Annotated in this window: 19 protein-coding genes; 9 read left to right on the top strand and 10 right to left on the bottom strand. The window is 67.8% G+C overall.

The genetic code is table 11. From position 1 onward, the window contains the following. Window positions 1–35: 35 nt before the first annotated feature. Entirely contained in the window at window positions 36–806 is a 771-nt protein-coding gene (locus tag U9J23_RS00350; protein WP_272266328.1) for a hypothetical protein, read from the bottom strand. A gap of 189 nt (window positions 807–995) precedes the next feature. On the opposite strand from U9J23_RS00350, the gene U9J23_RS00345 reads away from it, so the two are divergent. Beyond that, the gene (locus U9J23_RS00345; RefSeq protein ID WP_095091997.1) at window positions 996–1,493 is read left to right on the top strand and encodes a DoxX family protein; all 498 of its coding nucleotides are present in this window, start codon (window positions 996–998) and stop codon (window positions 1,491–1,493) included. Window positions 1,494–1,635: 142 nt separating this feature from the next. Here U9J23_RS00345 and U9J23_RS00340 read toward each other — a convergent pair whose 3' ends face one another. From U9J23_RS00340 to U9J23_RS00330, 3 genes are all read right to left on the bottom strand, one after another. Further along, entirely contained in the window at window positions 1,636–3,087 is a 1,452-nt protein-coding gene (locus U9J23_RS00340) for a glutamate synthase subunit beta (RefSeq protein WP_059382016.1), read from the bottom strand. Further along, window positions 3,080–7,675 carry a glutamate synthase large subunit gene (gltB, locus tag U9J23_RS00335; RefSeq protein WP_085468701.1) on the bottom strand — a complete coding sequence of 1,532 codons (4,596 nt, stop codon included), beginning with the start codon at window positions 7,673–7,675 and terminating at the stop codon, window positions 3,080–3,082. Before gltB ends, U9J23_RS00340 begins: the two co-directional genes overlap by 8 nt. Before the next feature lie 301 nt (window positions 7,676–7,976). Continuing rightward, window positions 7,977–8,576 carry a TetR/AcrR family transcriptional regulator gene (locus U9J23_RS00330; protein ID WP_326600856.1) on the bottom strand — a complete coding sequence of 200 codons (600 nt, stop codon included), beginning with the start codon at window positions 8,574–8,576 and terminating at the stop codon, window positions 7,977–7,979. Between the two features lie 67 nt (window positions 8,577–8,643). Here U9J23_RS00330 and U9J23_RS00325 point away from each other — a divergent pair, with 67 nt between their 5' ends. Next, window positions 8,644–9,687, top strand: a complete 1,044-nt coding sequence (locus tag U9J23_RS00325; protein ID WP_326600855.1) for an FAD-dependent monooxygenase — start codon at window positions 8,644–8,646, stop codon at window positions 9,685–9,687. 129 nt (window positions 9,688–9,816) lie between these two features. On the opposite strand, the gene U9J23_RS00320 is transcribed toward U9J23_RS00325, so the two are convergent. The 5 genes from U9J23_RS00320 to U9J23_RS00300 form a co-directional block, all read right to left on the bottom strand. Then, window positions 9,817–11,934, bottom strand: a complete 2,118-nt coding sequence (locus U9J23_RS00320; RefSeq protein ID WP_326600854.1) for a catalase — start codon at window positions 11,932–11,934, stop codon at window positions 9,817–9,819. Window positions 11,935–12,045: 111 nt separating this feature from the next. Beyond that, the gene (locus U9J23_RS00315) at window positions 12,046–13,527 is read right to left on the bottom strand and encodes a carboxylesterase/lipase family protein (protein WP_326600853.1); all 1,482 of its coding nucleotides are present in this window, start codon (window positions 13,525–13,527) and stop codon (window positions 12,046–12,048) included. Between the two features lie 136 nt (window positions 13,528–13,663). Further along, on the bottom strand, window positions 13,664–14,320 hold the full coding sequence (locus tag U9J23_RS00310; protein WP_085468696.1) for a superoxide dismutase family protein: 657 nt from the start codon (window positions 14,318–14,320) through the stop codon (window positions 13,664–13,666). 86 nt (window positions 14,321–14,406) lie between these two features. Then, complete coding sequence (locus U9J23_RS00305) at window positions 14,407–15,153, bottom strand: Clp protease N-terminal domain-containing protein (protein WP_229579949.1); 747 nt, start codon at window positions 15,151–15,153, stop codon at window positions 14,407–14,409. A 49-nt stretch (window positions 15,154–15,202) separates the two neighbouring features. After that, window positions 15,203–16,624 carry a wax ester/triacylglycerol synthase domain-containing protein gene (locus tag U9J23_RS00300; RefSeq protein WP_229579950.1) on the bottom strand — a complete coding sequence of 474 codons (1,422 nt, stop codon included), beginning with the start codon at window positions 16,622–16,624 and terminating at the stop codon, window positions 15,203–15,205. A 221-nt stretch (window positions 16,625–16,845) separates the two neighbouring features. Between U9J23_RS00300 and U9J23_RS00295 the strand changes: the two genes are divergently transcribed. The 7 genes from U9J23_RS00295 to U9J23_RS00265 all read left to right on the top strand — a co-directional run bounded on the left by U9J23_RS00295 (window position 16,846) and on the right by U9J23_RS00265 (window position 24,826). Further along, on the top strand, window positions 16,846–17,901 hold the full coding sequence (locus tag U9J23_RS00295; RefSeq protein ID WP_059382182.1) for an ABC transporter substrate-binding protein: 1,056 nt from the start codon (window positions 16,846–16,848) through the stop codon (window positions 17,899–17,901). Between the two features lie 21 nt (window positions 17,902–17,922). After that, complete coding sequence (locus tag U9J23_RS00290) at window positions 17,923–19,272, top strand: LLM class flavin-dependent oxidoreductase (protein ID WP_326600852.1); 1,350 nt, start codon at window positions 17,923–17,925, stop codon at window positions 19,270–19,272. 25 nt (window positions 19,273–19,297) lie between these two features. Next, window positions 19,298–20,185, top strand: a complete 888-nt coding sequence (locus U9J23_RS00285) for an ABC transporter permease (RefSeq protein ID WP_326600851.1) — start codon at window positions 19,298–19,300, stop codon at window positions 20,183–20,185. Further along, window positions 20,161–20,883: an ABC transporter ATP-binding protein gene (locus tag U9J23_RS00280; RefSeq protein ID WP_326600850.1), complete on the top strand. Its 723-nt coding sequence runs from the start codon at window positions 20,161–20,163 to the stop codon at window positions 20,881–20,883. The genes U9J23_RS00285 and U9J23_RS00280 overlap by 25 nt, the downstream gene beginning before the upstream one ends. A gap of 72 nt (window positions 20,884–20,955) precedes the next feature. Beyond that, the gene (locus U9J23_RS00275; protein ID WP_272266314.1) at window positions 20,956–21,672 is read left to right on the top strand and encodes an SOS response-associated peptidase; all 717 of its coding nucleotides are present in this window, start codon (window positions 20,956–20,958) and stop codon (window positions 21,670–21,672) included. Window positions 21,673–21,739: 67 nt separating this feature from the next. After that, window positions 21,740–22,999 (top strand): glycosyltransferase 87 family protein, encoded by a 1,260-nt coding sequence (locus tag U9J23_RS00270; protein WP_059382004.1) that lies wholly within the window; start codon window positions 21,740–21,742, stop codon window positions 22,997–22,999. Window positions 23,000–23,164: 165 nt separating this feature from the next. Then, a complete protein-coding gene (locus tag U9J23_RS00265) occupies window positions 23,165–24,826 on the top strand; it encodes a catalase (RefSeq protein WP_085468677.1) in 1,662 nt (553 codons plus the stop codon). 74 nt (window positions 24,827–24,900) lie between these two features. Here the strand turns inward: U9J23_RS00265 and U9J23_RS00260 are convergent, their stop codons facing one another. Continuing rightward, a complete protein-coding gene (locus U9J23_RS00260) occupies window positions 24,901–25,899 on the bottom strand; it encodes an MDR family oxidoreductase (protein ID WP_059382002.1) in 999 nt (332 codons plus the stop codon). Window positions 25,900–25,931: the final 32 nt, after the last annotated feature.

The following is a 25,931-nucleotide window of genomic DNA, read 5'->3' as shown; positions in this document are numbered from 1 at the left end:
TCCGGAACGTTGTCGGGAAATCACGGGGCCGCGGATCAGCCGCGGACGACCGTCACCTGTCCCCCGCCGATGTTCGTCACGAAGACGTTGCCCGTCCCGTAGTCGATCGCCGTTCCCGGGACCGGCCGCTCGACGACGCTTCCTTCGGCGGTCGAGGTGGGTTCCGCGACGACGATGTCGGGTCCGAAGAGGTTTGTCACATAGATGTTTCCGCTGAACGGATCTGTGATCACCGCACCCGGCGGAGGGGGCGGCGGGGCCGGGAGGTCCGTCGGCGCGACGCCACGGTCGACGACCGTGACTCCGCCCGTACCGACGTTCGTGACGAAGACGCCGTCGGTTCCCGCGTCGAGGATCAGCTCCGGCATCCCGGGGATCGGGGCCTGCGCTGGTGCCGCGACCGGCTCGGGCGTGACCTCCGTCCGGTGCACCGTGACCGCGCCGGTACCGACGTTGGTGACGGCGACGTTACCGAGCCCGCCGTCGACCCGCATCTCCACGAGCGCGGTGGACACCTCGGTGCGTCCCGGGACGCGTCCCTCGGGGTGCGTGACGGTCACGGCTCCGGGCCCCACGTTGGTGATGCACGCGTTGCCGACCCCGCCCTGGAGTCCGAGCAGGCGGGGACCGTCGAATCCGAAAACCGGTGGGACGGGCTCGGCGCCGTCGATCGTCACGAGCCCACCACCGTTGCGGATGCACGCGTCCGCAGGGTCCGCGGCCGCGGCGGGAGCCGCCGCGACGGCGGCCACGACGGCACCCGCACCCATCACGACCCTCGCCAGTGCCCGTCTCGTAGCCGTCATGCGCAGAACCATAACGGGTGCGACGCCCGGCGACACGGAAATGTCACAAGCGCAGCGCGTCCGGCGGTTGCTGTTGAACCGATTTCTGTGGATTCACCCCCGGGAAGCGGGGGCAGATCCACAGAAACCGGAGGAACGATGACCAAGCAGCCTGTATGTAAGGGTAGGCATGCTTTACTTCCGCACGTGATGAACTCTGTGCGCCACTGGCCGGACCGTTTCGGCGACCACGCCGTCGCCGCCTTCCGCATCGTCGTCGGTTTCCTGTTCGTCTGCCACGGCACCACGAGCCTGTGGGCGTGGCCTGCGGAACCCTACGGCGGAGCCACCGCACAGCTCGGCGCATGGCCCGGCTGGTGGGGCGCGATCATCCAGGTCGTGTGCGGCGCCGCCCTGATCCTCGGTCTCGGTACCCGGCTCGCGGCCTTCCTCGGCTCCGGATCGATGGCGTACGCCTACTTCTGGGGCCATCAGGCCGACGGCGCACTGCCCATCCAGAACGACGGTGAATCCGCCGCACTGTTCTGCTGGGCGATGTTCGTCCTGATCTTCCTCGGCTCCGGATCGTTGGCCGTCGACCGCCTCCTCGCGCGGCGACGCGAGGTGGCCACACCCGAACCGGCGCCGGCCGAACCGGCACCGGCCACCGCATCCGACACCGATCCCGCGTCGCTCGTCGACGCCTGACCCCACTCACGAACGCCACTCCACGAATGCCACTGGGCCGCACACCTTCCGGTGTGCGGCCCAGTGGTCGTACCTCGTTCAGCGCTGCGACGCTGGAGCGCTCAACTCTCCGGCGCCACTCGGACGCCGGCAGATTCCGCGCTCAGCGCTGCGGCATCGTGGTGGTCGCGATCGGCGCCGGCAGTGCCGTCTCACCCTCGAGGAAGCGGTCCACCGCAGCGGCGCACGCGCGACCCTCGGCGATCGCCCAGACGATGAGCGACTGTCCGCGACCCATGTCGCCGGCGACGAAGACACCGTCGACATTGGTGGCCCACTCCGACGAGCGGGCGACGTTGCCGCGCTGGTCGAAGTCGACACCGAGATCGGTGAGCAGACCGGGCTTCTCAGCACCGGTGAAGCCCATCGCGAGCAGCACCAGATCGGCCTCGAGTTCGAAGTCGCTGCCTTCGACCTTCTCGAAGCGGCCGTCGACCATCTGCACCTCGTGTGCCTTGAGCGCGGTGACCTTGCCGTCCTTACCGATGAATTCCTCGGTGTTGACGGAGAAGACGCGCTCGCCGCCCTCCTCGTGTGCCGACGAGACGCGGTACATGAGGGGGTAGGTCGGCCACGGGGTGGACTCGGCGCGCTGCTCCGGCGGCCGCGGCATGATCTCGAACTGGTGGACGCTCTCCGCACCCTGACGGTGCGAGGTGCCCAGGCAGTCGGCGCCGGTGTCGCCACCGCCGATGATGACGACCTTCTTGCCCTCGGCCGTGATGGTCGGGGCCGGCAGGTCGCCGAGCTGCACGCGGTTGGCGATCGGCAGGAACTCCATCGCCTGGTGGATGCCGTCGAGCTCGCGTCCGGGGATCTGCAGGTCGCGGGCGACGGTCGCGCCGCCGGCGAGCACCACGGCGTCGAACTGCTCGCGCAGCTCGTCGGCGGTGATGTCGACACCCACGTTGACGCCCGGCTTGAAGACGGTGCCCTCGGCCTCCATCTGCGCGAGACGGCGGTCGATGAAGCGCTTCTCCATCTTGAACTCGGGGATGCCGTAGCGGAGCAGACCACCGATACGGTCGGCCCGCTCGAACACCGTCACCGAGTGACCGGCACGCGTGAGCTGCTGCGCCGCAGCGAGACCCGCGGGGCCGGAGCCGACGACCGCGACCTTGCGGCCGGTGAGCTTCGACGGCGGGACCGGCTTGACGCGGCCGTCGTCGAAGGCCTTCTCGATCAGCTCGACCTCGACCTGCTTGATCGTCACCGGGTCCTGGTTGATGCCGAGCACGCACGACGCCTCGCAGGGCGCCGGGCAGAGCCGGCCGGTGAACTCGGGGAAGTTGTTCGTGGCGTGGAGACGCTCGATCCCGTCCTCCCACTTGCCCTTGTAGGCAAGGTCGTTCCACTCGGGGATGAGATTCCCGAGCGGGCAACCGTTGTGGCAGAAGGGGATACCGCAGTCCATGCAACGGCTGGCCTGGGTCTGGAGGGTCTCGAGCGGGAACGGCTCGTAGACCTCCTTCCAGTCGAGGAGTCGCAGCGGGACCGGCCGGCGGACCGGGGTCTCGCGGGAACCGTGCTTGAGGAAACCGGTGGGATCAGCCACGAGCAGCCTCCATGATCGCCTCGTCCACGTTCGCACCACGGATGGTGGCGTCCTTGATAGCCATGAGTACCTTCTTGTAATCGCGAGGCATGACCTTCGCGAAGTGGCTGACCTGTTGTGACCAGTCGGCCAGGATGCGGGCTGCGACCTCGGAGCCCGTTTCGTCACGATGCCGCTCGACGGCTCCCTTGAGCCACACGAAGTCCTCGCCCTCGAGGTCCTCGAGGTCGACCAGCTCGGTGTTCAGGTTGTTCTCGAAGTCCTTGTCCGGGTTGTACACGAACGCGACGCCACCGGACATACCCGCACCGAAGTTGCGGCCGGTCTTGCCGAGGATGACGACCTTGCCACCCGTCATGTACTCGCAGCCGTGGTCGCCGACGCCTTCGACGACGGCCGTGGCTCCGGAGTTGCGGACCGCGAAACGCTCACCTGCGATGCCACGGATGAGGGCCTCACCGCCGGTGGCACCGAACAGGATGACGTTGCCGGCGATGATGTTGTCCTCGGGCACGAAGCCCTCGGCCGCATTGTGCGGCGGGCGCACGATGATGCGACCACCCGACAGACCCTTGCCGACGAAGTCGTTCGCGTCGCCGTGGAGCCGCATCGTGATGCCGCGCGGGACGAACGCACCGAAGCTGTTGCCGGCGGAACCCGTGAAGGTGATGTCGATCGTGTTGTCCGGCAACCCTTCCGCACCGTACTTCTTGGTGAGCTCGTGGCCGAGCATCGTGCCGACGGTGCGGTTGACGTTGGTGATCGGGGTCTCGAACGAGACCGGCGTACCCGACTCGAGAGCAGGCTGCGCCTTCGCGATCAGCTCGTTGTCGAGTGCCTTGTCGAGAGCGTGGTACTGCTCCTTGGTGCAGTGCAGGTCCTGGTCCCCGAAGATCGGGGAGGTGACCTTCTCGAGCAGCGGCGACAGGTCGAGCTTCGACGCGCGGTAGTGCTCGACGGCCTTGCGGGTGTCGAGGACGTCCACCTGGCCGATGGCCTCGTCGAGGCTGCGGAAACCGAGCTCGGCGAGGTACTCGCGCACCTCTTCGGCGATGTACAGCATGAAGTTCTCGACGAACTCCGGCTTGCCGGTGAACCGCTTGCGCAGGACCGGGTTCTGCGTCGCGACACCCACGGGGCAGGTGTCGAGGTGGCACACGCGCATCATGATGCAGCCCGAGACCACGAGCGGCGCGGTCGCGAAACCGTACTCCTCGGCGCCGAGGAGGGCGGCGACGACGACGTCGCGGCCGGTCTTCATCTGGCCGTCGACCTGCACGACGATGCGGTCGCGCAGACCGTTGAGCATCAGCGTCTGCTGGGTCTCGGCGAGGCCGATCTCCCAGGGAGCACCCGCGTGCTTGAGGGAGGTCAGCGGCGACGCACCGGTGCCACCGTCGTGACCCGAGATGAGCACGACGTCGGCGTGTGCCTTCGACACACCCGCGGCGACCGTGCCGACGCCGAGCTCGGAGACCAGCTTCACGTGGATGCGGGCCTTCGGGTTGGCGTTCTTCAGGTCGTGGATCAGCTGCGCGAGATCCTCGATCGAGTAGATGTCGTGGTGCGGCGGCGGCGAGATCAGGCCGACGCCCGGCGTCGAACCACGGACCTCGGCGACCCACGGGTACACCTTGTGCGGCGGCAGCTGGCCGCCCTCGCCGGGCTTCGCGCCCTGCGCCATCTTGATCTGGATGTCGGTGCAGTTGCTCAGGTAGTGCGCGGTCACACCGAAGCGACCCGAGGCGACCTGCTTGATCGCCGAGCGCCGCCAGTCGCCGTTCTCGTCCGGGGTGAAACGGCTCGGGTGCTCGCCGCCCTCACCGGAGTTCGAGCGGCCACCGAGACGGTTCATCGCGATCGCGAGGGTCTCGTGCGCCTCGGCCGAGATGGAGCCGTAGCTCATCGCGCCGGTCGAGAAGCGCTTGACGATCTCGCTCGCCGGCTCGACCTCGTCGATCGGCACCGGCTGACGCACGCCCTTCTTGAACTCGAACAGACCGCGCAGCGACGCGAGTCGCTCCGACTGGTCGTCGACGAGCTTCGTGTACTCCTTGAAGATCGAGTACTGGCCGGTGCGGGTCGCGTGCTGGAGCTTGAACACCGTGTCCGGGTTGAACAGGTGGTACTCGCCCTCACGACGCCACTGGTACTCGCCGCCCACCTCGAGCTCGCGGTGCGCGCGCTCGGACTGACGGTCGAGGAAGGCCGTGTGGTGACGTGCCGCGACGTCCGCGGCGATCTCGTCGAGACCGACGCCGCCGAGCTGCGACTGCAGGCCGGTGAAGTACTCGTCGACGAGTTCCTGCGACAGGCCGATGACCTGGAACAGCTGCGCACCGGTGTAGGAGGCGAGCGTGGAGATGCCCATCTTGGACATCACCTTGAGCACGCCCTTCGAGGCCGCCTTGATGTAGTTGGCGATGGCCTTCTCGAGGGTCATGCCCTCGGGCAGGTCGCCGTTCTGCAGCAGCTCGTCGATGCTCTCGAACGCCATGTACGGGTTGACCACGGCCGCACCGAAACCGCACAGGGCGGCGATGTGGTGGACCTCGCGGGCGTCGCCGGCCTCGACGAGCAGACCGACCTTGGTGCGGGTCTTCTCGCGGACGAGGTGGTGGTGCACGGCGGAGGTGAGCAGCAGCGACGGGATCGGCGCCAGCTTCTCGTCGGACTCGCGGTCGGACAGCACGATCAGACGTGCGCCCTTCTCGATGGCCTGCGAGACCTGCTCGCGGATCGAGGCGAGTGCGCGACGCAGACCCTCGCCGCCCTCCGCGACCGGGTACAGGCCGCGGATGATGACGCTGTTGAAACCGGGGAACTGCTTCTCGTCGTTGACGTGGATGAGCTTCTGCAGGTCGTCGTTGTCGATGACCGGCGCGCCGATGAGGATCTGCCGGCACGACGCCTCGGTCGGGTTCAGCAGGTCGCCCTCGGGGCCGAGCATGCCGCCCATGCTGGTGACGATCTCTTCGCGGATCGCGTCGAGCGGCGGGTTGGTGACCTGCGCGAACAGCTGCGAGAAGAAGTCGAACAGCTGACGCGGACGCGACGACAGCACGGCGATCGGCGTGTCGGTGCCCATCGAGCCGAGCGCCTCGGCGCCGGAGGCCGCCATCGGCTTGACGAGGAGGTCGACCTCTTCGCGGGTGTAGCCGAAGACCTGCTGACGCAGCACGACGCGCTCGTGCGACATGTAGGTGTACTTGCTCTCGGGCAGGTCCTCGAGGCGGGTGACGCCGTTGGCGACCCACTCCTCGTAGGGATGCTCGGAGGCGAGCTCGCGCTTGATCTCCTCGTCCTCGACGATGCGGCCCTTGGCCGTGTCGACGAGGAACATGCGGCCCGGCTGCAGGCGACGCTTGCTGACGATCTTCTCGGTGGGGATGTCGAGCACACCCACCTCGGAGGCCATGACGACGAGGCCGTCGTCGGTGACCCAGGCACGCGAGGGGCGCAGGCCGTTGCGGTCGAGCACGGCGCCGATGACGGTGCCGTCGGTGAAGCACACCGAGGCCGGTCCGTCCCACGGCTCCATGAGGGCCGAGTGGTACTCGTAGAACGCGCGACGGGCCGGATCCATCGAGTCGTGGCGCTCCCACGCCTCGGGGATCATCATGAGCACGGCGTGCGGCAGGCTGCGGCCGCCGAGGTGCAGCAGTTCGAGCACCTCGTCGAAACGCGCGGTGTCGGACGCGCCCGGCGTGCAGACCGGGAAGATCTTCTCGAGCTTGTCGCGACCGCCGAAGACCTCGGTGTCGATGAGCGCCTCGCGGGCACGCATCCAGTTGGCGTTGCCCGTGACGGTGTTGATCTCGCCGTTGTGCGCCACGCGACGGAAGGGATGCGCGAGCGGCCACGACGGGAACGTGTTGGTGGAGAACCGCGAGTGCACGAGGCCGAGGGCCGAGACGACACGCTCGTCCTGCAGGTCGCGGTAGAAGCCCTTCATCTGGGGCGTGGTGAGCATGCCCTTGTAGACGAAGGTCGACGCCGACAGGCTCGGGAAGTAGACGGTCTCGCTGCCGGGACCGTCCTCGCCCGCGCCGTGGTGGCCGAGCTCGTGCTCGGTGCGCTTGCGCACGACGTACGCGCGGCGCTCGAGCTCGAGGCCGGTGAGCGCGCGGGCGCCGGAGGCGACGAAGATCTGCCGGAAGGTGGGCATGGCGTCCTTGGCCATGGAGCCCAGCTCGGAGTCGTCGATCGGGACCTCGCGCCAGCCGAGGACCTCGAGGCCCTCTTCGGCGACGATGCGATCGACCTCGGCGGCCGCGGCGTCGGCCTTGGCCGTGTCCTTGGGCAGGAACGCGATACCGGTCGCGTATGCACCTTCGGCGGGAAGATCGAAGTCGACGACCTCACGGAAGTAGGCGTCGGGGACCTGGATCAGGATGCCGGCGCCGTCGCCGGTGTTCTGTTCCGCTCCCGCTGCACCGCGGTGTTCGAGATTCACCAGAGCGGTGATCGCCTTCTCCACGATGTCGCGACTGCGACGACCGTGCATGTCGACGACGAACGCGACGCCACAGGAGTCGTGCTCGTTCGCCGGGTGGTAGAGCCCTCGAGGCCCGGGGAGATGAGTCATACCTAGCCTTCGTTGATGCGATAGCACCGACGACCAGCAGCGCTGATGGCCATCTACTGCCGTAGACGGGTATCGGCCGGGTGCCCGATACCTTCGACATCGCCAGTATCCGCTCATCCGCGACGGTGCGGGTGCCTTTTTCGGCAGCACGAGCGTGGACCCGGCGACCGGTGGGACGTCGTGGTCCCACCGTCTTCGAAACGAACGATATGCCAGGTGGCGGGGGGTAATGCAAGCAAGCCTGCCCTATTCTCCCGCCCACCTGCGGAAACGCAGCTGTAACGCACCGGAATCGCGGGCGTCACCCGGCTGTGGGGAGAAGCATCCGCACCATCCGGGCCACGCCGTCGCGCGGGTCCGGTCCGTCGTCGTGCGAGGTGCAGCGATGCAGGATCAGGCCGTCCAGGTAGTCGATGAGAACCCGCGCGGCGGTGGCGGAATCGTCGACTCCGAGGCCCGCGAGCACGGTCCCGATCCATCCGCGCAGTTCGCTGCGGCGGGTCTCGACCCCGGCACGGAGGTCGGGCGTCGCCATCGCCTCGACGAACATCGCGAAGCGAGCGCGGGTTCGCACGAGGTCGTCCCCCGTCACGAACATCACATAACCGTGCATCAGCTCTTCGAGCTCACATGCGTCGCCCGGCATCGCGGAGCCGATCGCCGCGAGCTGGACCCGGTCCTGCTCGAGAAGCCTGTCGAGCACCCCTTCGACGAGAGCCTGGCGGGTGCGGAAGTAGTTGGACGTGGAGCCGGCGGGCACACCGGCGATGGCATCGACGCGGCGGTGGGTGAGGGCGCGCAGCCCTTCGGTCCCCACGAGATGGATCGCGGCGTCGAGAGCCGCGGTGCGTTTGTCGGCGGTTCGTTTGTCGGTTGCCGGCCGAGGTCGTTCGTCGGTCACGACTCGATCCTACGAGCTTCACTACAGGAGTAGTGACACGGCACTACATTCGTAGTACGTTCGGGCCATGACCACACGACACGGCAAGGCAGCGATCCTCGGCGGAGGGATCGGCGGGCTCACCGTCGCCAACGCGCTCGTCCGGCGCGGCTGGCATGTCGACGTCTTCGAACGCTCACCCTCTCTCCCGGACACCGGCACCGCGCTCGGCATGTGGGCCGAAGCCCTCGATGCCCTGACGACCGCCGGTTGCGGCTCCGGCCTCGGTGGGCAAGTGGAGAAGCTCGGGGTGCTGCAGGACGGCGCCGCCTTTCTCCGGTGGGACGGGCGGGTGATCGGACGCATCCGCAGCATGACGCGACCGGTCGTCCTGCTCTCCCGGCCGAAACTGCTCACGATCCTGGCCGAGGGGCTTCCGTCCGATGCCGTCCGGTTCGGAGCGCCGGCACCCGGGTTGCCCGATCTCGCCGCCTACGACGTCGTGATCGCAGCGGACGGCATCAACAGCGCGACGCGCGACCGGCTGTTCGGCCCCGCCTTCCGTCCCGTGTACACCGGGTACTCGGCCTGGCGCGGCTGGGTGCCGGGCACGGCGTCGACGACGAGCGAGTCGTGGGGACCGGGCGCACTGTTCGGCATCACTCCACGCGACGGGGATCTGACCAACTGGTTCGCCGCCGTGCGCGCCCCGGCCGGCGGAACGGGGAACATCGACGAACTGCGCGAGCGCTACCGCGACTGGCACCCGGCCGTGCGCGACGTGCTCGACCGGATCGACCCCGCCGACGTGCTGCACCACGATCTGTACGAGTCGCCGCCGCTGCCGTCCTTCGTCCACGGCAACGTCGCGCTGCTCGGTGACGCCGCCCACGCGATGGCACCGAATCTCGGGCGCGGTGCGTGCGAGGCGATGATCGACGGCGCGACGCTCGCGGTCCTGTTGGCGGAGCATCCGGTGGCCGAGGCGCTGGAGCGATACGACCGGGTCCGGCGGCGCCGCACCCAGCGACTCGTGCGCGCATCCCGCACTCTCGCCCGCGTGGCGACCGCACGCCGGTTCACGACCCTGCGTGATCCCCTGGTGGGTGCTGCGGCGAAGTTCGCCCGATGACCCGATTCGTGCCCTGACCTGGGCGTAAATAACAACTGGCCGCAGCGATGAGAATCAGCTGCGGCCAGAGGTAACGAAAGAATAACTTGGGGCACCCGAACTTCGGAAGGTGAGCTCAGGTGAGGTCTGTCACACGGCGTCTCGATCCCACACTCGGTGGGTACCCAGCAGCTCCAGCACCTGTGCGACGGCCGTCTCCGGTCCGTCCACGATCTCGACACCCGGTGCCTTCAGCTCTTCCAGTGCCGCCGCACCGGCGCCCCACGCGGCCAGCGCCTTGTGGTGCCGGAACATCTCGTCGACGAGGATCCGGACCCGCGTGTCGGGGACGGTCGTCGCCATGATCACGGCGTCGAACTCGATCGAGCGGGCCGTGAGGAAGGTACGCGAGATCGGCACGACTCCACCGAGCATCCCGCCGTGCGGGGCCACGACCAGCGGGACGCAGTCTGCCGCGTCCACGGCCTGCACGGCCGCGAGCACCTGATCGACGTCGGTGGTGTCGTCGGCGACGATGCCGATCAGACGACCCTGGACGGGCCACGTCTTGCCGACCTGCGCCAGCGCGGGGCTCTGCGGGAGATCGGAGACCTCGACGGTCGGCTTCGGCGCCGGCAGACCGAGACCGGCCGCCACCTTCTCGCACAGCCCGGTATCGATGTTCGCCAGGATCTGCAGCTGCCGTTCCTTGATGGTCTGCTCGTAGCACTTGCCCAGCTCGAAGGTGTAGGCGTACGCCACGTGATCCTGCTCGATCTCCGACAGGCTCAGGTAGAACTGGCGGGCCTGCGTGTAGTGGTCGTCGAACGACCGGGAGATCTCGCGCTCCTTCTTCGCCGCCGGCACCTCGACCGGCAGGTCGACGAAGGCACCGTCGGCGACGCCGGCCATGAACGGACATCCCGCGTCGAGCGAGTTCGGCTTGTACGGCGCGACACCCGTGTGGACGGCGTGCTGATGGAAGCCGTCGCGGAACATGTCGTTGACGGGAGCGTGCGGGCGGTTGATCGGGATCTGCCCGAAGTTCGGTCCGCCGAGTCGCGTCAGCTGGGTGTCGAGGTACGAGAACAGGCGGCCCTGCAGCAGCGGATCGTCGGTGACGTCGATGCCGGGGACGAGGTGGCCCGGGTGGAAGGCGACCTGTTCGGTCTCGGCGAAGAAGTTGGTGGGGTTGGCGTTGAGGACCATCGTGCCGATGATCTGCACGGGAGCCAGTTCCTCGGGGACGATCTTGGTGGGATCGAGCAGATCGATCCCTTCGAAGGTCTGTTCCGGGGTGTCCGGGAAGACCTGTACACCGAGATCCCACTCGGGGTAGGCACCGGCCTCGATCGCGTCGGCGAGGTCGCGGCGGTGGAAGTCCGGGTCGAAACCGTTGATGAGCTGGGCTTCCTCCCACACCAGCGAGTGCACGCCGAGGCGCGGCTTCCAGTGGAACTTCACCAGCGCGGTGTCGCCCTCGGCGTTGACCACGCGGAAGGTGTGGACGCCGAAGCCCTCCATCATGCGGTAGGAGCGCGGGATGCCGCGGTCGGACATGTTCCACATCGTGTGGGCCGTGGCCTCGGTGTGGAGCGAGACGAAGTCCCAGAAGGTGTCGTGGGCGCTCTGCGCCTGCGGGATCTCACGATCCGGGTGCGGCTTGCCCGCATGGATCACGTCCGGGAACTTGATGGCGTCCTGGATGAAGAACACCGGGATGTTGTTGCCGACGAGGTCGAACGTGCCTTCCTCGGTGTAGAACTTCGTCGCGAAACCGCGGGTGTCGCGCACCGCGTCGGCCGAGCCACGGGAACCGAGCACCGTCGAGAACCGCACGAACACCGGTGTCTCCACGTCCTTCTGGAGGAACTGGGCACGCGTGATCGAGCTCGCGGCGCCCGTCGCGCGGAAGACACCGTGGGCGCCGGCGCCGCGGGCGTGCACCACCCGCTCCGGGATGCGTTCGTGGTCGAAGTGGGTGATCTTCTCGCGGAAGTGATGATCCTGCAACAGGATCGGACCACGCCGGCCCGCCTTGAGGGAGTGGTCGGTATCCGTCAGCCGCGCACCCTGAGCCGTCGTCAGGTACTCCCCCTGCTGGGCACGACCGCGCGGCAGATCCGCGGGAGTGCCGGTGGCCGTCCTGACCTCGGGCTCCGCCTGATCGGGCTTGGGTTCGGGCGGAGTCGTGGGCGTCGTGGGTTCCTCCACGGGCGGCACGGTGGACGAGGGAACACCTGGGATCTTCGGGGTGTCGGCGGACATAGGGACTCCGATTCGTGTGCTGTCGTCGAGTGGATATCGTCTGTCGAGTGGGTATCCGTGGCCGGACACGTCTTCCCCACGGCTACCCGAGGGAACGGAGATCAAACGCGGTCAGCGAATTCCGTCCCACAGCGTCCGCAGTTCGGCTTCGGCGTCGTCGACGGTCCCGCACGTGTCGCCGAAGAGCATCTCGGTGCGTTCGTCGCCGTACGGCGGCCATCCCGGCGAACCCGTGGTCGCGAAGTCCACCCACGCCCGATGCATCCGTGTCGCCAGTTCCTGCGGAGGCGCGGATCCCGCGAGCGCCGCGGCCTGAGGGAGATGGAGATTGTCGAACACGAAACCGATGTCGAGCGCGTGGGTCGCACCGAGCCGGCCGTCGAACAGCGGCGACTTCCAATCGAACCGGTAGACATGGGTTTCGGCGTCGTGCACGGTACGCGCCTCGGCGACGCGGAGCACCGGGATGCGGTACATCCAGTCGCGCACGATGTGCATGGCCACCTCACCGGGACGAGCATCGGGCCGGGCGCGACGGTAGGCGTCGAACGCCTCCGGCTCGGTGAGGCCGTAGGCGGCGGCGAGTCCGCGCGCAGCGGCCTCGTCGAGCAGTCCGTCGACCCCGAGAGGCACGAAGAACAGCGTCATCTCGTCGTCGTTGTGGCCGATGAGCACATCGACGTCGGATCCCGCGCCCTTCCCCACGAGGTCGATCGGCCGGCCCGGGAGCACGGTCCCGTCCACGCACGGTTCGAAGGCCATCGAGTCGGTGGCGATCTCACCCCATGTCGCCGGGTCGCGCTCACTGCGGATCCGGGCCGTGAGACGTTCCTGCGCGTCGACGAGCACCTTCGGCTCGATCCCGGCGAAGGCCGCGCGGGTCGGGGCGACGCCGAGCATGGCGCTCAGGGCGCCGGCGACCGTCCGCGCGGTGCCGGCCGACATCACCGAATGGCCGGCGCCGCTCTGGGCGATCGCGCGACGGAACAGCCCGCGTGCGGCGGGCATCGCCAGCAGCGAGACCACACTCATCGCCCCCGCGGATTCACCGGCGATCGTCACGCGATCCGGATCACCGCCGAAGGCCGCGATGTTGTCGCGGACCCATGCGAGGGCGGCGACCTGATCGAGGAGACCGCGGTTCGCCGGCGCGTCGTCGAGGAGCGCGAATCCCTCTGCGCCGAGTCGGTAGTTGATGCTGACGAAGACGACACCATCGCGCGCGAAGTTCGCGCCGTCGTACAGCGCCACCGCGCTGCTGCCGTGCACGAACGCGCCACCGTGGATCCACACGATCACGGGCAGCGAGCCGGAGAGGTCGGGACTCCACACGTTGAGCCCGAGGACGTCCTCACCCGGGATCGACGGTTCGTGCAGGAGCTGATCGATCGGTGGGGCGTACGGCGCCTTCGGGGCGGTGGGACCGAACTCGGTCGCGGGGCGCACGCCGTCCCATCGGGGAACAGGTCCGGGCGCTGCGAATCTCAGCTCACCGAAAGGCGCGGCGGCGTACGGGATGCCCTTGAAGACGGCCGTGCCGCCGACAGTCGTACCGCGTACTCGTCCGCCGGTGGTGTCGACGACGGGTTCCATCCACGCTCCTCCTTCACCGGTTCCGGCGTCAGCATGGCACGGAAGTCGTTCGCCCGAGCCCGATTCACGGCACGAGAACGGTCCGGCGGGTGGCGCTCACCCACCGGACCGTCGGGTCGTCACTGCGTCGTCCGGGTCAGAAGTCCTCGTCGATGCAGGCAAGCCGGTCGCCGGCCTGTCCTGCCTCACCCGGTGCGGTCATGGTGTGCTGGGCGTGGAGCACCACCGAGTTGGCCTCGTCGTCGCGGAACTCCCAGTCGACGGTCGTGGACGCCTCGGCGTTGCCCTGCGCGTCGGTGGTGATGTCGAGCCAGATCTCGTTCTGCGGATTGGCGTAGGCAGGATCGGTGGACGGCGAGTCCGGGTTCGCCGCCGGGTCGACCTGGTTCTGGTAGTGCGGCCCCGAATCGGGCGGGTTCGGCCCGCACCGCTGCGTGTGGACGTGCGCCCCGAAGTCCCGATCGGGTTGCAGACCCATGACCCTGAGAGTGACGGTGGTCCGGCCGTTCTCCTCTTCGGATTCGACGTCGAACGTCGCACCGACCGGCACGGCCGCTTCGTCGTAGGTGAAGGCGTTGTCGTCGTCGCCTCCCTCGTTCGGGAGTCCGAAGGCGTCGCCACTCATTCCGGGCAGCGGCGTGGGCATGGAATCGGTGGTGGTGGTCGTGAGCGAAGTGGGTGGGGTCTCGACGGTGGTCTCGGTGTCGGTGGACGAGTCGTCGCTGCTGCACCCGGCGGCCACGAGCGTGGCGACGGAGAAGCCCGCGACGAGACATGCGTGGCGTGTGTTCATGACTTCGACGTACCCCGAGGGGGCCGTCGGCGAACCTGGCCGCAGGGAACGTGCCCGCGCCACGGGCGCGCAGGTCCCGCCCGGCTCTACGACCCGGTCTTGCCGTCCTCGGCCTGCTGGTCCTCGACGATCGCGGCGAGATCCTCCGCGACCTTCTTCTCCACGGCGCTCTTGTTCACGCCGGCCGCCGAGAGCACGCCGTCGCCGTTCTCGAGTTCGAGGAGCGCGAGGAGGATGTGCTCGGTGCCGATGTAGTTGTGCCCGAGTCGCAGGGCTTCGCGGAAGGTCAGCTCGAGGGCCTTGCGGGCACCCGCGTCGTACGGGACGAGTTCGGGGACGTCGCTCGACGGTTCGGGGAGCGTCGCCACGGCGGCCGAGCGCAGCGCCGCGAAGTCGACGCCCTGGGCCGTGAGGGCACGGGCGGCGAGCGAGTCGGTGTCGACGAGCAGACCGAGGACCAGGTGGACGGGCGTGATTTCGGGGCTTCCCGTGGCACGCGCCTCGTTCATCGACGCCATCACGGTGTTCTGTGCACGCGGGGTGAACCGCGAGAACCCTTGCTCGGGGTCGAGGTCGTTGTCGTTCTTCGATACGAACCGTTTCTGGGCTGCCTGCTTGGACACGCCCATGCTCTGGCCGATCTCCGACCACGACTTTCCGGACCGTCGGGCCTGGTCGACGAAGTGTCCGACCAGGTGATCGGCGACCTCACCGAGGTGGTCGGCCGCGATGACGGCATCGGAGAGCTGTTCGAGTGGATCGTCGTGGACCTTCTTGATCGCATCGATGAGGTCGTCGAGCCGGATGGGATGGGAAGGACGAATGGGTTCCATGCGTCAACTCTAAGTTGACGCGTGGTTTCCGTCAACCTTGGGTTGACGATCAGGTTTGCGCGGTCGTCGTAGCGGAGAGCGTGACCTCGATGCGCGTGCGCTCGCCTCCCACCGCGAGCACCTCACTGAAGCCCTCCACCAGCGACTCGACGAGGACAGGCAGCTCGGGGACGGCGGCGGAGTCGGCGTTGATTCCGATGCAGCAGTGGCTCGTGTGCGACATCAGGGTGATGTTGACGGCCGAGCCGACGGTGGGAGCGAACGGGTAGTACCTCAGCACCTCCGCCCCGGCCATGTACAGCGGGATCGGCGAGCCCGGGACGTTCGACGCGAGAAAGTCGATGTGCTTGAGGATTCCACCCAGCACACCGGCCGGGAGCACGTTCAGCACACCCGCAATGGCGGACGAGAGCGGCACGGCCGGTTCGTCCCGCCACGACCGGACGATCCGGTCCACCCGATGCATCAACGCAACCGGATCGGCGATGTCGAGGGGAAGTGCGAAGCGCGCCAGAGTGATCCGGTTGCCTCCGATCGCATCGTCCTCGCGCCGGAGACTGATCGGCAGAGTCGTCCTCAGTTCAGCGACCTGCGCACCGTGCCGAGCATGATAGTTCCTCAGTCCCAGCAGGATTCCGGCCAGGAAGGCGTCGTTGAGCGAGGAGTCCGCTGCCCGTCCGGCCCGCCGCAGAGCGTCGAGCGGCAGATCGAGCGCCGCGACCTCCCGAACCGTACTGCGGCCGACCATCACCGGGGACAGTGTCGTGAACACCGGCTGCACGAACCGGGCCGCAGACCCGGCCGTGTCCACCACACTGCGCAGTGCCCCCACAGGATTCGTCACCGACCTCAGCCCGGAGCGCACGAGCCACGGCACACCCCGGCCCACCACATCGCCGGCCGCCGAGAAGTACCAGCCCACGGAGTCGGCGATGTCCGATGCCGGAGTCCGGTCCGGTGGATCGTCGGGCAGTGGCCCGCGGTCGGTACCGTCGCGTTCGAAGTCGACCATCTCGTTCGCGATCTGGATACCGCCGATGCCGTCGGTGAGCGAATGATGCACCTTGAGGACGATCGTGGCGCGACCGTCGTCGAGGCCGTCGACGATCGTCGCCTCCCACAGGGGACGGTCCTTGTCGAAGGCCGACATCGCCGCGGCGCGCACGAGTGGGAGGACGGCGCCCAGTCCCCCGGGATGCGGGAGCGCGATGCGCCGAAGATGCCAGGACAGGTCGAAGTCCGGGTCGTCCACCCATCGCGGTGGGGTCCGCCCGAACGGGGATTCGACGAGCTTGCGGCGGAAGCTCGGCACCGCACGTGTTCCGCGCTCCATCATCCGGACGAAGCGCTCGTGATCGGGTGAGCGGTCGAGCAGTGCCACCGCGACGATCGTGGACCGCAGGACCGGATCCTCCTCCATCCGCCAGGACATCAGATCCGTCTGCGACATGTGCCGATCGTCCGCACTCATGCGCGCCACCTCCCCGGCCTCCGGTTCTTCCTCGCACGGTAACCGCCGCGATGCGCGGATACGGGCGATATCGGCCGCGAACAGCACCGATGGGCGAAATAGAGGACCTTTCGCTCACGCTGACGCAAACCCTGGTCCCCCGGCGACGGATCGCACAGGATCGGTGACGACTTCGACGCCGTCGAAGATCGCTCCCCGTCGCAAGAACCGTGAGGAAGTCCATGCCCCGTCTACGTCGTGCCGGATCGACGGCCATCATCGCGCTCCTTCTGACCGCGGTCGCGGCATGTAGCTCCGGTTCCTCGGGCGACGGCCTCGGTTCCGACAGCGCGCTGCCCACCGAGATCCCCGCGGGCACCAAGCTCGTCATCGCCGACCAGGGTGAGCGACAGCTGGCCCTCCTCACCGGCTCCGGACAACTCGACGAGCTGCCGTTCGCCTACGAGTTCGCGACCTTCCAGGGTGCGCCCTCGATCCTCGAGGCGTTCCGCGCCGACGCGGTCGACGTCGCATGGGCCGGCGAGATCATGACCGTCCAGTCGCTGGTCGCCGGCGACGACGTGCAGGTCGTCGCGGCCATGCAGACGGACAACAGCCTCAACATGGGCATTGCCCCGAACGCTTCGGATATCGAGACGCTCGCGGATCTGAAGGGCAAGCGCATCGGCTACGCCGAGGGCACCTCGCAACAGGCCTTCGTGCTCCGTGGCCTCGACAAGGCCGGCCTCTCGGTCGACGACGTCGAGCTCGTGTCGATGTCGCTGCCGGACTTCCCGGACGCGCTGCGCTCCAACCAGATCGATGCCGCCCCCATGAGCGAGCCGGTCTTCTCCCGGTACATGCAGACGCCGGGCGCGACGTCGCTGCCGCGCCCCGAGATCGAGGACCTCAGCGAGGGCATCTCGTACCTCTACTCGAGCAAGAAGGCCCTGTCGGACCCGGCGACCGCCGCGGCGATCCGTGCCTACGTCTCCGCCTACATCACGTCCGTCGACTGGGCCGACAACAACCGCGACGCGTACATCGACACCTACTTCGTGAAGAGCCAGGGCCTGACGGCCGCGGACGGCGAGCGCATCCTCGACACCGCCGGGATCACCACTTTCCCGCACCTCGACGAGGAGCTCATCGCGACCCAGCAGCACACCATCGACGTGATCGATGCCGCCGGTGAACTGCCCAAGCCCGTCGACGCCGCCGACGCCTTCGACCTTCGCTTCGACGAGGTCGTCACCGAAGCGGTCGCCGAGACCGGCGCGTCCCACACCCGCAGCTGACCTTTCCGAGGGGAATCCGACATGACGAACCGCCAGCTCAACCTCAACGCCTTCATCTACCCGACCGGCCACCACGAGGCCTCGTGGCGCCACTCCGGCAGCGTGCCCGAGCGTCTCTACGACGTCACCTACTTCCAGGAACTCGCCCGTCTCGCGGAGAGCGCGAAGCTCGACGCGGTCTTCTTCGCCGACGGCCCGGCCCTGCGCACCGAGGTGAAGTACCGTCCGGACTACGGCCTCGAACCGATCACCACGCTGGTCGCGATGGCCACGGTCACCACGCATCTCGGGCTGATCGCCACGGCGTCGACCACCTATTACGAGCCCTACAACCTCGCCCGGTTGTTCTCCTCGCTCGACCACATCTCCGGTGGCCGCGCCGCCTGGAACATCGTCACCACCGCGACCGAGGCAGCAGCAGCGAACTTCGGGTACACCGAACATCCCGACGTGCACGAGCGGTACGCCCGCGCACGCGAATTCGTCGACGCCGCGATCAAGCTCTGGGATTCGTGGGAGGACGACGCACTCGTCATCGACAAGGCCGCCGGCGTCTACGCAGATCCGGACAAGATCCACCGCATCGACGTCGAGGGCGAATACGTCAAGGTGCGCGGCCCGTTCGGTTCGGCCCGCTCGCCGCAGGGACGCCCGGTGCTCGTGCAGGCCGGATCCTCGAACGACGGCCGCGATTTCGCATCGACCTACGCCGAGGCGATCTTCACCGCGCACCAGCGCATCGAGGACGCCCAGGCCTTCTACACCGACATCAAGACCCGCGCAGCGGCATTCGGACGCAACCCCGATCACGTGAAGATCCTGCCGGGCCTGAGCCCGTTCATCGGTGCGACCGAGGCCGAGGCGAAGGACCTGCGTCGCGAGTTCAACGAGCTCACCATCGTCGAATACGGCCTCGGGCAGCTCCAGAAGATGGGCCGCATCGACGTGTCCCGACTCGAGCTGGACGAGAAGGTGCCCGTCGAGTTGTTCGCCGGCGCAGGCGACATCACCGACAACAACAACAGCCGCCGCCTGGTCTTCGCGAAGATCGTCGAGCGCGAACAGCCGACCCTGCGTCAGCTGCTGCACAAGCTCGCCGGCGCACGCGGCCACAACGTCGTCGCAGGCACGCCGGTGCAGATCGCCGACATCATCGAGGAGTGGTTCACCAACGGTGCCGCCGACGGCTTCAACATCATGCCGCCGCAGTACCCGCAGGGCCTCGAGGCGTTCGTCTCCCAGGTGGTGCCGATCCTGCAGGAGCGCGGCCTGTTCCGGACCGAGTACACCGGCACCACGCTGCGCGACCACTACGGCCTGCCGCGTCCGGAGAGCCAGTACGCGCGCGAGCTCGCTGCCGCCGGCGTCTGACCGAACCGACGAAAGGACTGGAGCCATGAGCGTCTCCGTCGAACCCCGGCGTTTCGGCAGTGGTCTGGCCGGTGACGCCGACACCGACCAGAAGCCCGATCCCGGCGCGACGGCCGACCTGTCGCCGCGCACCACCCGCAGCCGCCTCGCCCCCGGCAAGCCGATCAAGTTCGGTCTGGCGATCGGTCCGATGCTGCTGCTGGTGGTGTGGATCATCACCTCGGCCACCGGGGTGCTCGATCCGAAGACCCTCTCGGCGCCGTGGACGGTCGTCACCACCGCCTGGGATCTGATCGGCGACGGGCGACTGCAGTCGAACCTGTGGACCTCCGTCCAGCGCGCGCTGATCGGCGGGGTCATCGGTGTCGTCCTCGGTCTGGTGCTCGCACTGGCCGCCGGCCTCTCGCGCATCGGTGAGGCGCTGATCGACGGCCCGGTGCAGATCAAGCGTTCCATCCCCACCCTGGCGTTGATGCCGCTGGCCATCCTGTGGTTCGGCATCGGCGAGGAGATGAAGATCCTCCTCATCGCTCTGTCGGTGTTCGTCCCCGTCTACATCAACACCTACTCGGCGCTGCGCGGCATCGACGCCCGCTACGTCGAACTGGCCGAGACGCTGGATCTGTCCCGCGCCCAGTTCGTCCGGCGCATCGCCCTGCCGGGGGCGCTGCCCGGTTTCTTCACGGGTCTGCGCCTGGCGGTGACCATCTCGTGGCTGGCCCTGGTGGTCGTCGAGCAGGTCAACGCCTCGAGCGGCATCGGTTACCTGATGTACCAGGCCCGCAACTACGGCATGACCGAGATCATCATCGTCGGACTGGTGGTCTACGCGATCCTCGGATTCGGCAGCGACCTGCTGGTCCGTGCGGCAGAGAGGAAGGCGCTGGCATGGCGCAGGACGATCGGCAGCTGACCGTACGCACCCGGGGCCTGAGCCGCGGTTTCGACGGACGGGCGGTACTGAACAACATCGACCTCGAGATCGCCCCCGGTGAGTTCGTGGCACTGCTCGGACGCAGCGGCTCCGGCAAGAGCACCCTGCTGCGCGCCCTGGCCGAACTCGACCACGGCGTGCCCGGCTCGGGCACCCTCGAGGTGCCGAAGAAGCGGGCCGTGGTCTTCCAGGACTCGCGACTGCTGCCCTGGGCTCGGGTTCTCGACAACGTGATCCTCGGTCTCGACGGCGACGACGCCGCCGAGCGCGGCCGCACCGCCCTGGCGGAGGTCGGGCTCGCCGGGCGCGAGAAGGCCTGGCCCACCGAGCTGTCCGGCGGTGAGCAGCAGCGTGTGTCGCTGGCGCGGTCGCTCGTACGCGAACCCGAACTGCTGCTCGCCGACGAGCCGTTCGGTGCCCTCGACGCACTGACGAAGATCCGGATGCACGGTCTGCTGCAGGAACTGTGCGCCAAGCACCGGCCCGCGGTCCTGCTCGTCACCCACGACGTCGACGAGGCCATCGCTCTCGCCGACCGCGTGCTCGTGCTCGACCACGGCTCGTTCGCCGTCGAACTCACCATCGACCTGCCGCATCCGCGGGCCGATCACGTTGTCGAGATCGCGGAGTACCGCCGCACCCTGCTCGAGGCACTGGGAGTCGAAGTCGCCGTCTGAGCGACCCGCTCCGGAGCGACCGATGCGAGAGAATCGAATCGTCGCTCCGGAGCCGCCGACGGGAGATGCATCGTGTGTGGACGTTATGCCAGCACCAGTACCCGCGGGGATCTGCTCGCGGCCTACGACGCCGTCGAGGCCGTGGGTGAGGAACTGCCCCCGTCGTACAACATCGCCCCCACCCAGCGCGTGAACGTCGTCCTCGAGCGGGCGCCGCGCGAGGAACCGGACGCCGAGCCGATCCGCATCGTGTCCTCGCAGATCAGGTGGGGGCTCGTACCGTTCTGGGCGAAGGACCCGAAGATCGGGTCGCGGATGATCAACGCCCGCTCCGAGACCATCACCCAGAAGCCCGCCTTCAAGGCGGCCGCAGCGAAGCGGCGGTGCGTGCTGCCGGCCGACGGGTACTACGAGTGGATGAAGGGCGAGGACGGGAAGAAGATCCCGTTCTTCCTCCACGCGGACGGACCGATCTCCATGGCCGGGCTCTACGAGCTGTGGCCGAACCCGGAGCTGCCGGAGGACCATCCCGACCGCTGGTTGTGGACGTGCACCGTGCTCACCCGTCCCGCGACCGACGCCGCCGGGCACATCCACGAACGGTCGCCGGTGATCCTGCCCGACACCTTCGTCGATCCGTGGCTCGATCCCGGGCTGAACGACCGCGACGACGTCGACGCCCTGCTGAATTCGATTCCCGAACCCACCCTCGAACTGTACGAGGTGAGCACCGCGGTCAATTCACCTCGGAACAACAACCCCGACCTGCTGCGACCTGTCGATTCGTGAAATTCCGTCCGTATGGTGTTGCCCACGTCGGACCGGAACGATTATCGGAATTGACTAAAGTTGCCGGGTGCGACAATCACGGCAGAATCCGATCGGCTCGACGACGCCTCCGTTCCTCACCGGACAGCGCGGTACCGCCGTCGCGGTGATCGCGTCGCTCGTCTCCGTGGGTGTGCTCGTCGCGATCCTCGTCCGGAGCGAACTCATCGACTTCCTGGTCTACCGGATGGGCGCCCGGGTCCTGCTCGACGGCGACGACATCTACGGGCAGATGCCTCCGGTGACCGACGACTTCGCGTTGCCGTTCACCTACCCGCCGCTGTCGGCGATGCTCTTCGCTCCCCTGGCGCTGATCCCCGTGACGTTCGGCAAGATCGTCTTCACCCTCGTGTCGGTCGCTGCGCTCGTCGTCACCCTGCGGGTCGTGCTGAACCGGCTCCGCCCGGACTTCGAGGCGCGGACGGCGTGGATCCTCACGGCCGTCGCGGTCGCCGGAGCGCTGCTGCTCGAACCCGTGCGCGAGACGATCTCGTTCGGGCAGATCAACCTCGTCCTGATGGCGCTCGTCGCCCTCGACGTCCTGGTGAAGACCCCGAAGTGGCCGCGCGGAATGCTGATCGGACTGGCCGCCGCCGTCAAGCTCACTCCCATCGCGTTCCTGCTGCTGTTCCTGCTGCGACGCGACCGGCGGACCAGCGCCACCATCCTCGCGTCGACCTTCGGTTTCACCGCCCTGGCGTTCGCCGTGATGCCCGCGACCTCCGCGAAGTACTGGCTGGACACCCTGCCCGACACCGGCCGGATCGGCGCGGCGTACTTCGCCACCAACCAGTCCTTCAAGGCCGTGATCTCCCGCTTCGGACCGCCCGAACTCATGGGTTCCGTGCTGTGGCTGCTCGCCGTCGCGGTGATGCTGCTGGTCGCGGTGGTGGCCATCCGCCGTGCCCTCGAGCAGGGCGATCTCGTGCTCGCCCTGTTCGCGAACGCGACGGCCGTGCTGCTGGCGTCGCCGGTGTCGTGGTCGCACCACTGGGTGTGGGTCGCGCCGGCACTGCTCGCCCCCGCGCTCGGGGCGTGGTGCGCACCCGATGCGCAGAGACTCACGGCGATCGCCGCCGGACTCGCGCTCGTCTTCCTGATCGGCCCGCACCACCTGTTCCCCACGGGTGGCGATCTCGAACTCGGCTGGGCCGCATGGCAGCACCTGCTCGGCACGCTCTACGTCACAGCAGGATTCGGATTCCTGCTCTGGCTCGCCTTCGGTCGGCGGACCGATCCGGACTCCGCCTCGCCGGAACAACTGCCGAACGCGGAGACCGCGAGTTGATCGTGTAGACGGTGCGCCGGTTGTCGGGCATCCGGGTTGTTGTTCGCGAAAGGCCGACGGGAACCCGGAAAGAACGTAATAGTGAAAGGGATGTCGCCGCCGCACAGGACGGTCGACAACTCGATTACGAGAAAGCCCATCAACTGCATCCGAGGGGAGAACACCGTGACCGATGTTTCGTCGCAGGGCCCGGCCCGGAGAGACGACCGACGTGTGTTGACCAACCGCCAGGGCCATCCCGTATACGACAACCAGAATCAGCGGACGGTGGGCCCACGCGGACCCGCGACGCTGGAGAACTATCAGTTCCTCGAAAAGATCAGCCATTTCGATCGAGAACGCATTCCGGAAAGAGTGGTGCACGCGCGCGGTTTCGTCGCCTACGGATATTTCGAAGCCACCGGGAAATGGGGCGATGAACCCATCACGAACTACACGCGCGCGAAACTCTTCGCCGAGCCGGGGAAGCGGACCGACGTCGCCATCCGGCTCTCCACGGTCATCGGTGGACGCGACTCGTCGGAAACCGCTCGCGATCCGCGAGGTTTCGCGGTCAAGTTCTACACCGAGGACGGTAACTGGGATCTTGTCGGAAACAACCTCGCGGTCTTCTTCATTCGCGACGCGATCAAGTTCCCCGACGTCATCCATTCGCTGAAGCCCGACCCCGTCACTTTCCGGCAGGAACCCGCACGCATCTTCGACTTCATGTCGCAGACCCCCGAAGCAATGCACATGCTGGTGAATCTGTTCAGTCCCCGGGGCATTCCGGCCAACTACCGGACTCAGCAGGGCTTCGGGGTCAACACCTACAAGTGGGTCAACGCCGAGGGCGTGACACACCTCGTGAAATACCATTGGATTCCGAAGATCGGTGTCAAGAGCCTGACCGAGGACGACGCGGCGGCCATTCAGGCGCACGATCTCGGGCATGCCAGCAAGGACATGTACGAGGCCATCGAGCGCGGTGACCATCCCGAATGGGAACTGCGCGTACAGATGATGAGCGACGACGACCATCCGGAGTTGAACTTCGACCCCCTGGACGACACGAAGGTCTGGCCGGAGAACGAATTCCCCGCCATGCCGGTCGGCAGGATGGTGATCGACCGCAACGTCGAGAATCACTTCCTCGAGAACGAACAGATCTCCTTCGGCACCGGCGTCCTCGTCGACGGACTCGACTTCTCCGACGACAAGATGCTCGTGGGACGCACGTTCTCCTATTCCGACACGCAGCGTTACCGGGTGGGTCCCAACTACCTGCAACTTCCGGTCAACTCGGCGAAGAACGCCCACGTGGCCACCAATCAGCAGGGCGGACCGATGGCATACGGCGTCGACGATGTCGGCGACAACCCGCACGTGAACTACGAACCGTCCATCACCGGCGGTCTGCGCGAGGCCGAGTTCCCGACCCACGACGATCAGGGGCCGGAGATCCGGGGTCGTCTCACGCGCAAACGTATTCCGCGTACCAACGACTACGAGCAGGCCGGTCAGCGCTACCAGCTCATGGAGCAGTGGGAGAAGGACGACCTGGTGAAGAACCTCGTCGGCGGTATCGGACAGGCCGTCCGCGACGTGCAGGAGCGGATGGTGTGGCACTTCTTCATGTGCGACGACGAGCTCGGACAACGCGTCGGCGACGGACTCGGTATCAGTGCCAACGACGTACGGGATCTACCTCCGTTGCAGAGCCAGACCCTCGACGAGGACGAACTGCAACGCGCAGCGAATCTCGGCAAGAACGGTCCCCGTGATGTGACCGGATTGCAGATGACGCATTGCGTGCCCAACGAGCGCGAGGTCCACGCGTCCTCGTAGCGTCCGTCCGTCTCGGCCCGGTGGGCAGTCACTTGTCGAAGTGGCTGCCCACCGGTCGTTCTCCGGAACCGTTCTCAGGCGGTGACGTCGACGACCACCCGGCCGCGCACCTTGCCCGCCAGGATCTCCTCGGCGAGTCGCGGGACGTCCGAGAGCGGTTCGACCCGCGACAGCGAATCCAGGGCGCTCGCAGGCAGATCGCGGGCGAGACGATCCCACGCCGACCGGCGCAGCGGAGCCGGCGCCATCACCGAGTCGACGCCCAGCAAGGCGACGCCGCGCAGGATGTGCGGCATCACCGTGGCATCGGGCATCGACGGCGACTCCGTGAGACCGCACGCGGCGACGGCACCGCCGTAGCGAATCTGCGACAGCACGTTCACGAGCGTCGAACCGCCCACCGCGTCCACCGCGGCATCCCAGCGTTCCTTGCCCAGGGGCCGGCCCTTGCCCTGCAGTTCGGCGCGGTCGACGAACGACGACGCACCGAGTTCGCTCAGGAAGTCGTGGGTCTCGGGACGGCCGGTCGCGGCGACGACCGTGTGTCCCGCGGCAGCGGCGAGGGCGACGGCGATCGACCCGACGCCACCGGCCGCGCCGGTGACGAGCAGTTCCGCGTCCGATGCGATCCCGTACCGCTCGAGCGCGTCGAGGCACAGGGCGGACGTGTAGCCGGCGGTGCCGATGGCCATGGCGTCGCGGGTGGAGAAGGCGTCGGGGATGCGGACGAGCCATTCGGGCTTCACACGCTGGCGCCGGGTGTACCCGCCCGATTGCGTCTCGGACAGACCCCAGCCGTTGACGACGACGCGGTCGCCCGGCTTCCAGTCGGGGTTGCTGCTCTCGAGGACGGTCCCGGCGAGATCGGCTCCGGCGACCAGCGGGGTGCGTCGCGCCATCTTCTGCGGTCCCGCGATCACGAGACCGTCCTTGTAGTTCAGCGAGGAGTACTCGACCTCGACGAGGACGTCGTGGTCGGGAAGGTCGGTGTCGGTCAGTTCGCGGAACTGTGCCACCTGGTCGTCGTCGGTGTCGTCGACGACCAGGGCACGGAAGGAGGACGGCTGTGTCATGGATCCGATCCTGACAGGCCGTCCTCCTCGCT

This window comes from Rhodococcus sp. PD04 (assembly GCF_035918275.1).
Lineage (GTDB): Bacteria > Actinomycetota > Actinomycetes > Mycobacteriales > Mycobacteriaceae > Rhodococcus > Rhodococcus rhodochrous.
Note: the sequence above shows the minus strand (reverse complement) of the source record. Positions and strands in the feature narration are given on the sequence as shown.

Bases quoted from the DNA above. Each gene is read 5' to 3' on its own strand.
- U9J23_RS00280 (WP_326600850.1), top strand. From the start codon at position 20,161: ATGGCGCAGGACGATCGGCAGCTGACCGTACGCACCCGGGGCCTGAGC.
- U9J23_RS00310 (WP_085468696.1), bottom strand. From the start codon at position 14,320: ATGAACACACGCCACGCATGTCTCGTCGCGGGCTTCTCCGTCGCCACG.
- U9J23_RS00285 (WP_326600851.1), top strand. From the start codon at position 19,298: ATGAGCGTCTCCGTCGAACCCCGGCGTTTCGGCAGTGGTCTGGCCGGT.
- U9J23_RS00295 (WP_059382182.1), top strand. From the start codon at position 16,846: ATGCCCCGTCTACGTCGTGCCGGATCGACGGCCATCATCGCGCTCCTT.
- U9J23_RS00345 (WP_095091997.1), top strand. From the start codon at position 996: ATGAACTCTGTGCGCCACTGGCCGGACCGTTTCGGCGACCACGCCGTC.
- U9J23_RS00305 (WP_229579949.1), bottom strand. From the start codon at position 15,153: ATGGAACCCATTCGTCCTTCCCATCCCATCCGGCTCGACGACCTCATC.
- U9J23_RS00290 (WP_326600852.1), top strand. From the start codon at position 17,923: ATGACGAACCGCCAGCTCAACCTCAACGCCTTCATCTACCCGACCGGC.
- U9J23_RS00315 (WP_326600853.1), bottom strand. From the start codon at position 13,527: ATGGAACCCGTCGTCGACACCACCGGCGGACGAGTACGCGGTACGACT.
- U9J23_RS00350 (WP_272266328.1), bottom strand. From the start codon at position 806: ATGACGGCTACGAGACGGGCACTGGCGAGGGTCGTGATGGGTGCGGGT.
- U9J23_RS00325 (WP_326600855.1), top strand. From the start codon at position 8,644: ATGACCACACGACACGGCAAGGCAGCGATCCTCGGCGGAGGGATCGGC.
- gltB (WP_085468701.1), bottom strand. From the start codon at position 7,675: ATGACTCATCTCCCCGGGCCTCGAGGGCTCTACCACCCGGCGAACGAG.
- U9J23_RS00320 (WP_326600854.1), bottom strand. From the start codon at position 11,934: ATGTCCGCCGACACCCCGAAGATCCCAGGTGTTCCCTCGTCCACCGTG.
- U9J23_RS00300 (WP_229579950.1), bottom strand. From the start codon at position 16,624: ATGAGTGCGGACGATCGGCACATGTCGCAGACGGATCTGATGTCCTGG.
- U9J23_RS00260 (WP_059382002.1), bottom strand. From the start codon at position 25,899: ATGACACAGCCGTCCTCCTTCCGTGCCCTGGTCGTCGACGACACCGAC.